8 protein-coding genes and 1 pseudogene are annotated in these 8,094 nt (G+C 55.3%); 7 read left to right on the top strand and 2 right to left on the bottom strand.

The features are described from left to right. Window positions 1–562: 562 nt before the first annotated feature. A complete protein-coding gene (locus J2046_RS33385) occupies window positions 563–2,818 on the bottom strand; it encodes a capsular polysaccharide export protein, LipB/KpsS family (protein ID WP_210059092.1) in 2,256 nt (751 codons plus the stop codon). An 82-nt stretch (window positions 2,819–2,900) separates the two neighbouring features. Here J2046_RS33385 and J2046_RS33380 point away from each other — a divergent pair, with 82 nt between their 5' ends. Beyond that, window positions 2,901–3,581, top strand: coding sequence for an FkbM family methyltransferase (locus J2046_RS33380; protein WP_210059090.1), 681 nt, complete (start codon window positions 2,901–2,903; stop codon window positions 3,579–3,581). Between the two features lie 447 nt (window positions 3,582–4,028). On the opposite strand, the gene J2046_RS33375 is transcribed toward J2046_RS33380, so the two are convergent. Continuing rightward, entirely contained in the window at window positions 4,029–4,673 is a 645-nt protein-coding gene (locus J2046_RS33375) for an acyltransferase (protein ID WP_210059088.1), read from the bottom strand. Window positions 4,674–4,785: 112 nt separating this feature from the next. Between J2046_RS33375 and J2046_RS33370 the strand changes: the two genes are divergently transcribed. The 6 genes and pseudogenes from J2046_RS33370 to J2046_RS33350 form a co-directional block, all read left to right on the top strand. Continuing rightward, window positions 4,786–5,160 (top strand): transposase, encoded by a 375-nt coding sequence (locus tag J2046_RS33370; RefSeq protein WP_325169819.1) that lies wholly within the window; start codon window positions 4,786–4,788, stop codon window positions 5,158–5,160. Beyond that, window positions 5,120–5,494, top strand: a complete 375-nt coding sequence (locus J2046_RS33365) for a hypothetical protein (protein ID WP_233470458.1) — start codon at window positions 5,120–5,122, stop codon at window positions 5,492–5,494. The genes J2046_RS33370 and J2046_RS33365 overlap by 41 nt, the downstream gene beginning before the upstream one ends. A 59-nt stretch (window positions 5,495–5,553) precedes the next feature. Continuing rightward, window positions 5,554–6,483: a recombinase family protein gene (locus J2046_RS34085; RefSeq protein WP_233470457.1), complete on the top strand. Its 930-nt coding sequence runs from the start codon at window positions 5,554–5,556 to the stop codon at window positions 6,481–6,483. Window positions 6,484–6,506: 23 nt separating this feature from the next. Then, window positions 6,507–7,577, top strand: coding sequence for a hypothetical protein (locus J2046_RS34080; RefSeq protein ID WP_233470456.1), 1,071 nt, complete (start codon window positions 6,507–6,509; stop codon window positions 7,575–7,577). Continuing rightward, entirely contained in the window at window positions 7,531–7,809 is a 279-nt protein-coding gene (tnpB, locus tag J2046_RS33355; protein WP_210059084.1) for an IS66 family insertion sequence element accessory protein TnpB, read from the top strand. The genes J2046_RS34080 and tnpB overlap by 47 nt, the downstream gene beginning before the upstream one ends. Before the next feature lie 75 nt (window positions 7,810–7,884). Beyond that, window positions 7,885–8,094: pseudogene (locus tag J2046_RS33350) on the top strand (IS66 family transposase); the annotation flags it as partial.

Below are 8,094 nucleotides of genomic sequence, written 5' to 3'. Positions count from 1 at the left end.
GGCACGAACTTCAGGAGAAAACTTGTTCGTCGTTTTGCTTGTCATAGACCCTACTTCTCACGAGTTGGGGTCTCCGGCAAACCCGGTGCGGTTCATCAGGGAGTCGTCGCCTCACAAGGAGTGCGAAAGATTCTTTACGTTGTCGCCCATCGGGGTCCGAAAGCAAAATGTCTTTGGCGGCGGCGCTGGCTGTCTTACCTTCAGTCCTGGTCATGGTGGCGTTCCTTCCAGGGAACCAGGTGACGTTGAACATCATCAGCCTGTCATGGCCGCCCCTCAGTGAATTTGCAGAACCTTCGGCACACTACCCCTATCGCCAGATGCCGCGGCATGGCGCGGGCACACGCGGCGGTGGCCGTCGTCCTACACCGCGTGTGGGTCGACGCAACCTGGTTGAGCTTTGGAAAGAAGTCGGACGCACTCATGCGGAAGTCCAAACGCCGGGCGCGAATGGAAGCGAGCAACCCGCGGAAAGGTTGAAGAACGTGCAGGAGCGGCTTGACCACAATGGCCCCAATCAGAGAAGCCTCTTGAGGCTTTTGGACCGCGCCATCATCGCCGCCTAGCGTGGGAACAGGATGGCACCAATTCCGCGATACCATGGGTTTTTCAGGTTAGCGAAGAATGCGGCCGGGTCGGCGTTAAAATCGCGAACATCCTGCTTATTACCTATCCTGGCGACGAATGGTCGAACAATCACCATCGTGGCGGCCCGCAATCCAGTCGGTGCAAGCTTTTCTGCGGGTGACGTTGTTACTGCATTCGCAGGGGAAGAGCTTGCTTTTGCCGGTTTGCCAGTTATGCCGGTGCGCCCACCGAATGAGTAAAAAAGCGGAGCGTCAAGCGAAACGCCCGATGGGGGGGGGCCAAGATGAATCGGTTGCTCACTTAGGCCTCGAATGACTGAATAGACAGTCTTGCGCGAGACGCGCCGTAGCGAGCCGTCGTCTTGGATCTTTTCGATATATTCCGCTTTTCCAAAGGAATAGAAGTCAAAGATCAGATACTTGAGGAAACGTATCACGCGTTCTTCGTCGCGTGGAATGTCAGATTGCGCCATCGTGAGTAACTGTCCAGCCGATATTGCGGATTGCGCAATTCCGCGGTGGGCATAAAAAGAGTCTCCGCAGCAGATGACCGGCTTTCCGTAAGCGGCGGCAATAATGCCTGTTCCAGAGTTAATTACGACCACTTTATTGGCCAAATCGATCAGATCATTGATGTGAGTATTGTCATCAACAAAAACCACGCCCGGAATGTTGGGCCGCTCGGTCTCCAGAGGATGTTTTTTCGCGACGACCACATAGCGGCGAGGATCTATGCCGGCCGCCATGTGAGCAATCCAGTTATTGAATTCGGCTGCGTTCTGGCATGGCCCAGAAAAATAGACTGTCGCGGTATCTGATGGTCGCTGAAGAGCAACAAAGACGACTTTCCGGTCTCCAACGCCAAGAGACTGTCTGAGATGCTCGGCCCCGATGCGGTAGCCATTCTTCTCGAGTGTTTCATTGCTTAATCGCATCTGATCGATGAATTGCAGAGTCCGATCCCGATCTTCGGTGTCGAGTGGCTTATCCCAATATTCTGGGGCATACGACTCACTGTCAGCAAGGAACCCCTTGGGGTCGAAGAACCAACTGTCATTCAATGACCCGCGGTCATAAGTGACAAACCGCACACCACTTGCCCTAGTCGCCCGATAAAGCGATAAACGATGCTCGTTCCCGTAGGGATTAAGGAAAAGAATGCGAGAGATTCCCTCATCTCTAACGAAATTGAGCAGGCTATCACCGTCCTCGAACTGATCGTCGGGAATGCATTTGAAGCGGCCAAGCGCAGGGAGCACGTGCCGCAGAGATCGCGCGGGAGAAGTTCCCGGCCTTATTAGGGCCAAGGTGTATTCGGACGATGTTTCATCCATCAATGGGGGCAGTGACGTGTGACCCTTGTCGTAGTCCTGCATAATCCGCGAGACTCGTGACTGATTGTCCGTGCCTACATAGCCAAAGTCCATGCGGCGTGGATGCCATAGATGGGAGATAATAATACCGCGCTGGAAAACATCGATTCCGTACAACGCATAATATGCACGGAAACCTTCGTAGCTCTGAATCGAGTTGTTCCTGGTATTTTTGTAATAATCACGCGTTCTTGGTCCTCGATGGTTGTAAGAAGTGAGCCGGTGCATAAGTTCGAAATCTTCTGCGCCGTGCCCAGCGAAGCTCTGATCGTGGCCGCCGATCGCCAACAAGTGATATCTGTTAGCCACAATGGCAGATATCGCGTAAGTGTTGACCGAGAATACGGTCTTATCGTTCCGCATCACGCCGTCATGGACCATCAGGTCGGCAAATGTGCCGTCGCCATCGGAGTGCAAATCGAGATACTTCTTGGTGAATTCTTCGGTCAGATAAGCGCCTGGGATTGCGAAGAATTGATATGCGTTTTCCGGCATCCCGCGCAACCTGGCTTCGTAAATGACCCTCTCATAGCTTTCTCGAGAGAGTAGGAAATCGATATCGTGGTAAACTACCAATGGTGTAGTGGCATGCTGGGTCCCGATGTCTCTGGCGCGACCTATGCTGAACGGTTCTCTTCCTGTTTCGACACGCACCAGTTTTGTGCCCGTTTCATGGGATATTGCGGAAAGCTCGTCTTTTCGTTCGCTCGGAGTGCCGTAGTCAACGATGAGCGGCACATATGCTGCCGGTAGCGTCGCAATGATTCGCCGAATGCGCTCTGGCTCGTCGTAAAGCTGATCCTTGGATAACCGGACAGGGATAATCGCTGTAATCAGCGGGGTCCGAAAATCTGGCATGCTCAAGCTTCCCCTCGTGCTGTCTGATCGGTATACGTGCCCTCAGTTACCAAGGGATACCCCCGATGGGAAGGGCAGAAACATGAGCAGGCCAGAATACGTAGAGCATCTAGGAGTCAAGATCGCCGTTCCCGAAGCGGCCGTTTCGGATACGGTTCTGAGGTTCTTGAAAGAAGGGCGATACGAATCGCGCGAGGGAAAGATCCTTGATAAAATTATTGACGATGGCGAGAGGGTCCTCGAGTTAGGTGCTGGACTTGGTTTTATTTCGACAATCGCCGCGCGAAATAAGAAGACCGAGGCGGTCAGGGCCTACGAGGCTAATCCTGCGCTCGCCAGCGTGATTGCGGCGACCCACCGACTGAATTCGGTGGATAACGTGGATGTACGTACAGGCGTGTTGCTACGCGGATCATCAGCGAATGAAATGCCGTTTTACGTCAGGAATGACTTTTGGGGATCATCCCTCTCAAAAAAAGAGGGAGAGAAAAATGCCAAGGAGGTCATGGTTCCGGTCTTTGACCTGGCGGATGTAATCTATGATTTCCGGCCGACCATGATCGTATGTGACATCGAAGGCGGTGAAGTGGGGCTGTTCGATGGCATGCCGATGCCGCCGGTAAAGAAGATCCTGCTCGAATTGCATCAGCCGGTTATCGGTCCGGCAGGAGTGAAATCGGTGTTCGATTGTCTCTCGAAATCCGGGTTCTATTACGATCAGGATCACTCGATGACGGGCGTTGTTTTGTTCCGGAAGTTATAAGAGGGGACATCTGTTGATGAGGAGGTCGTGACGTGCCTAGCTATGTCCCGATGGAAATAGAACCTCGCTTTAGCGCGCTTGATCTTGAGTTGGCTCGTTCACTATGGACGCCGGCGCAAAGCTTTGTGGAGTATATCTGCGCCAAAACGAGGAGCAATCTCCGTATCGCTTTCCAGAAGATCGAGATAATGAGAATCGTCGACGATCTGCCACTCCTCGATCTGGAGGACGAGCAGACAAGCGGTATACTGCAGCATCACTTCGGTTACGTTGTATCGGATGCCGCTTTCTGGAGGGCAAACGAACGGACGATTGAAAGATCCGTAAACCCAATGACGCATTACCGATTCATCACGGGCAACTCGTGCGTCGACATTATCTCAAGCGCATCTCCGCATACTCGAGTGTTGGCCGTCGCAAATTAGTCGTCGCAGAACGTGCACGAGGCTATTGCTCGGGTGATAGGTAAAATTCCTCGGTGCGGTCGGATAATCCTAACTCCCATGTGACGCCCGTTCTCACGATACGTGCTGGGTTGCCGGCGGCGACGCAGTTTGATCCGACGCTCTTGGTCACGACGCTGCCGATTCCTACTGCTGACGCATTGCCAATGGTGACGCCTTTCAGAATTACAACGCGATCAGCCAGCCAGACATGATTGCCAATCGATATCGATCGGGATTTGTTTATTCTTTCGCGAGTAAAGGCGTCATAAACCGGGTGGCCATCTGCTGTGCGAATGACAATGTCTGAGCCAAAAAGACAATCGTTACCGACATCGACTGATGTACTCTCGACCGCTCGAATTAGGACATTTCCTGTCGCGTTCAGGCCCGTGCCGATTTCAACACGGCTATTGAGACCAACAGTGATCTTTCCACTGAGCCGACAGCCATCGCCAATGATCAATTTCGAGTTCCTGCCGACTTCTATCTGACAATGAGGAAGCGAGACGTCGTTCCCGATTTCGACGTGCGCATTGCGCTCTTTCAGCCAGAGAGCGCTTGCCGGGAATTTTACATTAGCCCCAGTCCGGACGGTATTCCCATTGTCATCTCGATAATCACGCAATTGAACAAGTTTTATAGCCACCGGCTTCTCCTATGGATGCCTTGGCTCGATACACGAACGAAAAACGTGGGGCAATCGTAAGCGCGTAGACCACCCCACGTATCTTTCGTACTGCTGATCGGCGATTTTCTGCATGAGTCATGCGGAGAATTCTATGAGCGACAGTGTGAATCACCCTCGAACCTTTGAGATTTTGACCGCGGAGCCCGTGCGAAGACGACGCAAGCCGCGTGCCTGGTCGGATGACGAAAAGGCGCGGATCGTCGCCGCGACGCTACAGCCTGGGGCGAATGTCTCGGCGGTTGCCCGGTCTGAAGGCTTGGATCCCTCGCAGCTTTATGAGTGGCGTCGCAACCAACGACCGACATTCTGCATACGGTTTTCGTTTCGCGACGATCGCCTATCCGTGGCATCCGCTGTTTGGGAGCGAGGTGCGGGTTTCGCCGTATCGGCGCGGCGAGAGCCTGATGTCCATCTATACGGACAAGCGGCCCGATCTATCCCATGAACTGCCGAATTGGATGTTCGACGAGAGCTACTGCAGCGGTATGACGCTTGGGCCACCCGAGATCAGCATCGCCGGTCTCGACGAGCTGGCAGTGACGCTCGCATCGTTCGGCGCGACTCGCTTAAGAGGCGCAAAATCCCGTCCTTCGAGGAAGAAGGAGAAGGATGATGCGAAGCAGGCGACATCAAAATCGCGACCAACTCGTTCTGCAGTTGGAGCGCCAAAATCTACAGGTTCCAGCGGTCAAGAACGTCAAAGGGTTGGTGGAAGCGCTAGCGGACCTTCTGCTGGAAGCTCTGGAAGCGAACAGAATGACGAAGACGGGAGGCGTTGATGAACACGAAGATCACGCCTGACCATCTTCGCCGCGCCGCTGTGGTCTGGTAATCCACAATGACTCAGGTTACCGGCAATCTCGAAAGTCAGCGCCGGCAGTATGATCTGGCTGGAGCTGCCGCAACGACTGGCTTTGCATCGGTGACTGTCATTGATGACGATCTCGGTCGCTCCGGCTCAGGTAGCATGGAGCGGCCCGGATTCGAACGGCTTGTGGCACAGGTCTGCTCCGGCGATGTGGGAGCGGTCTATTGCATCGAGGCATCGCGTCTGGCGCGCTATGGCAGGGACTGGCATCATCTGATCGACCTTTGCGCACTCGCCGGTACATTGGTCATCGATCCGGATGGCGCCTATGATCCCCGGCTGGTCAACGATCGCCTGCTGCTTGGATTGAAAGGCACGATGTCGGAGTATGAGCTTAGTTTGATGCGCCAGCGCGGCATCGCCGCGCGTGATTCCAAGGCAGGACGTGGGGAATTGCGGTTCATGCTGCCGCCGGGCTTGTGCTGGAGCGAGGTGGGTAAGATCGAGATTGATCCGGACGAACATGTGGCCGAAACGATCAGGCACGTTTTTGCCAAATTCCGGGAACTGGGAAGTGGACGACAGGTTTTTTTGTGGCTGCGGTCGGCCGATATCAAGATGCCGGTCGTCCTGCGCAATGTCGACGTCTGCAAACTTGTTTGGAAAGCGCCGGCCTATCACAGCGTCATGCAGATCCTTCACAATCCACTCTACGCGGGTGCCTATGCCTTCGGAAGACGCGCGCAGCGAACGCGGATCATCGATGGCCGCGCTCGCAAGGCCACAGGGGTGCGCAAGCCAAGGGATGAGTGGAGCGTGCTGCTGCGCGACAATCATCAAGGCTATATCAGTTGGCGAGAGTATGAGGAGAACCATAAGCTTCTGGCCGAGAACGCGCACATGAAGAAGAATTGCGATCGCAAGTCAGCGCGTGGCGGCCGTGCCCTTTTACGGGACTGATGCGATGCGGTCGCTGTGGCCGAATGATGCGGGTCTTCTACGGCAGCGCAAAAGGCAACGCCCATCGCTATCAGTGCCGCGGCGACGATGCTCACGTGGGTGTCGGCCTTTGTCTCGGCATTGGCGGCGTCAGGGTCGATCGCGCTGTTGCGATGCAGATTTTAGAAGCGGTGTCGGACCGTGCTGTCGAAGCGGCAATCTTCGCCTCGGATCAAGTCGAGCGGTCCCGAAGAGATGTCCTTGCGGCAATCGAGCGGGACCTCGAAGGCGCACGCTACGAAGCGCTGTTGGCCAGTCGCAGGTATGAGCTTGTGGACCCGGCCAAGCGGCATGTTGCACGCGAACTGGAGGCCCGATGGAATGATGCCCTGGAGCGAGTAGGCGTGCTTGAGCGCAAGATCAAGGACCTATCCGCGCTGTCAGCAGCGCGCCCCGTCATCGATCGTGGCCGACTCCTGCAGCTTGCCCAGGATTTGCCGACCGTATGGAATGCGCCCTCCACGGACACGCGAACGAAGCAGCGGCTCATCCACATCCTGGTTCAGGAGATTATCTGCGATCTCGATGACGCGACCAACGAGGCGGTGCTCTTGATCCATTGGACCGGCGGTCGGCACACAGAGGTGCGTGTGGCGCGCGTCAAGACCGGAAGATATCCTGCCGAGCTCGCACCATCGGCCGTTGAGGCACTGCGCAAACTGGGCGGACATTGGCCAGATCGGGAACTCGCGGTCTCCCTCAATAGGATGCTTTGCAAGACAGGTGATGGCGAGAGCTGGACGACCGTGCGTGTTCGTGACATGCGCGAGCGCCTGGGAATTCCCGAATATGATGCCACCAAAGTGGACGTACCGATGATCAGCTTGATGAAAGCGGCGGAGAAACTCGGTATTTGCGTCGGATCGGCCAAAAGCCTGGTGCAGAGAGGAATTTTACCTGCAACGCAAATCCTTCCCGGCTCACCGTGGATGGTTCCCGTCGAAGCGTTATCCTCGGAAGCCGTCCGGATAGGGGTGCAGGGTGTCGTCGATCGACGCCCGAAGTTTTATGGAGATTATCAATACGATAAAGTCGTCCGGTTGCCCGGAATCTGATGGAGGGGTGCATTATGAAGCGCACTGTGCCGATCGTATTCGTATTGTCTGGTGGGATGGCAGCGGTGTCTGCCTCTATTCGAAAACCTTGGAAGATCAAGGCTTCTGCTGGCCGGGCATATCGGCGGCACGGATACGTCTGGACCATTCTCAGCTGATGGCGTTGCTGGCCGGAATGGATTGGAAAAAGATCCGCCCGAACAAGGTCAGGCGACCCTTGTTGACGGGCTGACCGCGCCTGCGGCAAGATGAATCATGCCGCTGTAATGGTTGGGAAAACGGCTGTTTTTGTGCTCTAATCCTTCCCATGGATTTGCCCCCTCACGACCTGCCGGACGACGTTGACGCGCTGAAAGCGATGGTTCTCGCGCTGGCGCGCGAGCAGGCTGCGAAAGAAGTCCGGCTGAAGGCCGCTGAAGCTGAGATCGCGCGGCTGGAGGCGGTGGAGAAGAGTGCCAACGAGCGGATTGCCAACCTCACATCGATCCTGAAGGTTCTGCAGCGCACCCAACATGGC

The organism is Neorhizobium petrolearium, assembly GCF_017873175.1.
Classification (GTDB): domain Bacteria; phylum Pseudomonadota; class Alphaproteobacteria; order Rhizobiales; family Rhizobiaceae; genus Neorhizobium; species Neorhizobium petrolearium.
This window is presented reverse-complemented; position numbering and strand designations above follow the sequence as displayed.